Annotated in this window: 3 protein-coding genes; all 3 read right to left on the minus strand. The window is 45.4% G+C overall.

Translation table 11 applies throughout. The features are described 5' to 3' along the window. Positions 1–341: 341 nt before the first annotated feature. On the minus strand, positions 342–1,004 hold the full coding sequence (locus ACUVJL_RS25865; RefSeq protein WP_445248457.1) for a cadmium resistance transporter: 663 nt from the start codon (positions 1,002–1,004) through the stop codon (positions 342–344). A gap of 20 nt (positions 1,005–1,024) precedes the next feature. Next, entirely contained in the window at positions 1,025–1,729 is a 705-nt protein-coding gene (locus ACUVJL_RS25870; RefSeq protein ID WP_445248458.1) for a cadmium resistance transporter, read from the minus strand. Positions 1,730–1,941: 212 nt separating this feature from the next. Further along, positions 1,942–3,104, minus strand: a 1,163-nt coding sequence (locus tag ACUVJL_RS25875) for an APC family permease (RefSeq protein ID WP_445248459.1), incomplete at its 5' end; no start/stop codon positions are given.

Below are 3,104 nucleotides of genomic sequence, written 5' to 3' on the forward strand. Positions count from 1 at the left end.
GATATTTTAGGGATTCATCCTCAAGTTTTTAGCTCGGTTTGATTCACCACTACAGGATTTATTGAGACAACAGGTATCTTGTTGCCTAAGTCTGGCAATTGGCTAGCTCAAAAGATGGTTTCAACTTTCGTGAATACTTGAGGCTAAATTACTTTGAAGCTGCTTTTAGCTCGATCGCTCACTTCATTATTAACTTACCATATTTCTTGATATATTTCAAGCGATTTAGCGCTATTTTTAAGCAAACAATTGTTAAGGTAAAAATGATGACTTAGGACTTATAACCTCTGGCTATTTATCTACCTATAGAGGGATGCAAATAGCGGAAACTGGGCTGATTATTAGTTAGATTGAAAGGGCGGGAGCAAGCGATAAGTACCGCTTTCAATCAGAATAAATATTCCCAAGCCAATTAATACAAAAGGGACAACAGCCTGAGTATAGCGAGTCAAAATAGGGGCGATCGCCCTGTGGCTAGTTAACCAGTAAGCGGCATAAGACCAAACACCTACCATCACCGAGAAAACCGCCAAAATCACCACCAAGCTCGGCAAATCGCTGCTAGCAAACAGTGGCAAATAAATGCCGATGTTGTCTCCCCCGTTGGCCACTGTTACCGCAGCTACATTCAAAGTTTGGGGATTGAAAAGATTTGCTAATTTTGACACAGCAGATGAGTTAGATTGACGGTTAAATTCGCCCGATACCGCTTGTACGTCATTTTCCTCATTTTCTCTGTTGACTAAGTGACTGATGCCGATCGCGATCGGAACCAAACCCAGCAAGCCAATCCAAGCTTTCGGCACAATTAAACCGCCAAAAAAACCCGGCAAACTAGCAGCGATGAGTGCTGCAAATCCGAGGTACTTACCCACAAAGATATGCTGGGGGCGGAAAGTATCATTTACTTGGGCGAAGAACAGCATCGAAAGCACCATATCGTCGATATTGGTTGCGGCAAAAGATGTAATCCCGGCAATAATCGCTGCTGCAATCCAATTCATGTGCTGTCCCTTCAATTTTTCTAGACTTCTGTTCCCCTGGCGTTACCTCTGCTAATAGTTATCAAACAGAAAGCGCAACCCAGTAAAGATATTATACTTAAAGTTGGGCTTGCCAGAGTGCCGCTTTTAACCAGAATCGCCATTCCCAATCCGATTAAAACAAAAGGCACAAGCTGATTGCCGTAGCGAGTCAAAGTATCCGCGATCGCCCGCATCTGAATTAACCGATAAGCAGCGTAGCACCAAACGCCTACCATCGCGAAGAATACAGCGAGAATCACCGCCAAACTTTCTAAAGTATTGCTAGCAAAAAGCGGCACATATATCCCGATATTGTCGCCCCCATTTGCCACCGTCACCGCTGCTACGCTGTAAGTTTGAGGAGACAGAAAACTGCTAAAAAAAGATTTCTCAGATTGCTCTAATTCTGCCTCAGCTTCCGAATCGTCAGTTTCTGGATTCAGCAACCGGCTAAGCCCGATCGCAATTGGCAGCAAACCCAGCATTCCGATCCAATCTGGCGGAAAGATTAAGCGGCCAAAAAACCCCGGAAGGCTAGCAAAAACCAGTGCAGTAAAGCCCAGAAACTGACCGAAGACAATATGCCTGCGCCGAAATACTGCATTCACCTGCGAGAAAAACAGCAGCAGAATCAGAATATCGTCAAGGTTTGTAGCCGTAAAAGCCGTCATACCCGTAGAAATTGCTGTTAGTAATTCATTCATTTCTGTGTCTCCTCAGATTTTTTATTTCGTTGTACTCGCTGGGATCGTATCTTCGGAACGGGCAAGATGCCCGTTCCACAAAAATTAAATTTTATTGTGGGCTGTTGAGCCCAGCAACGCCCTTGAAATACTTATTGACAATCCTGCAATATCTCAGTAAAAAGCCCGTTGCTAAAAACTCTTCGTTCTGACTGCGAACAGGTAACTGCTAATCAAAAACCATCACTGTCAAAGGGGAATGCTTTGAATCGAACACCGCCGTAAATTGGATTTTCTGACTCGAATTTGGCATGAATTGCGTCAATACCCTGCTCCATCGAACCCACAAGTCCAGGATAGCGCCGCCGCTGCAAGAAAAACCACCCGCAAGTAACCACCAAGTACATCAAGAACAAGTAAGGAAACGCATCGTAAGGAGCTTCGGGAACTGGGAACATAGTGCTGCCTGGAATGCCCACGCTGCCCGCAATCGGAATCATCATAAATGCGATCGCCACCGCCGAGAATAGCACATCTCGCACGCGCAATTTACGAATTTTGTGCAGGTAAACCGGAGCTGCGATCGAAATCAAGATGTATACCGTTAAAAATCCGTAGCTGCAAATGGCCCCCAAATAACCCATACAATCGAACAGTTTGATGTTAAACATAGACATCACAGCAGGAACCAAAAATGTCATAAATGTACACATCGTTACTGCAACGTGGGGAGTTCTATTAGATGAATGCGCTACACCTAATGAAGAGTGAAACAAACCGTGGCGCGCCATCATAAAAAACACTCTCGCCGCTGGATTGATGCTGCCGAGGACGCAAGCAAAAAAGCTAAATAAAGCGCCTAAAGCCACTAACTCTCCCAGCCAGCCCATCCCGACTTGTTGCGCTAGAAAAGTCAGAGGTTCTTCACTATTAGTAATAGAAACTCCCGTACCGCTAAAACCCAAAACCTCAATATAGGTCATCAGAACGAAGAATAAGCCTGCCATGACAGCACTGCCCATGACAGCCCTGGGGATATTTTTTAAGGGTTTTTTCGCTTCGTCGCCCAGAGATGTAGCGCTTTCAAAACCCGAGAAACCAAACATGACTAATACAAGTCCCGTCGCTATGCTGCCGGGAGTTACGCCTTCCAAAGTTAATTGGGACATATCCAGGGCAAAACCTTTGTGCGCCCAGATGATGATTCCCAAGATAAAAATCGCTGCCACTGATACCCCCTCCAGCCACAGCATCGCCATAGCTGAGAGTTGGATATCTTTATAACCTGCATACCAAGCAACGCCGGCCCCGATCGCTAACAGCGTAATCGGTGACGGATGGATGCCTAAATGACCGATGAAAGTACCCGTAAAGTTGGCAAAACCACACAAAACGG

It is taken from the genome of Microcoleus sp. OTE_8_concoct_300 (assembly GCF_031383065.1).
GTDB lineage: Bacteria > Cyanobacteriota > Cyanobacteriia > Cyanobacteriales > Microcoleaceae > Microcoleus.

What these genes read in the sequence shown, in the direction of transcription:
- ACUVJL_RS25865 (WP_445248457.1), bottom strand. Translation starts at nt 1,004, where the DNA reads ATGAATTGGATTGCAGCAGCGATTATTGCCGGGATTACATCTTTTGCC.
- ACUVJL_RS25870 (WP_445248458.1), bottom strand. Translation starts at nt 1,729, where the DNA reads ATGAATGAATTACTAACAGCAATTTCTACGGGTATGACGGCTTTTACG.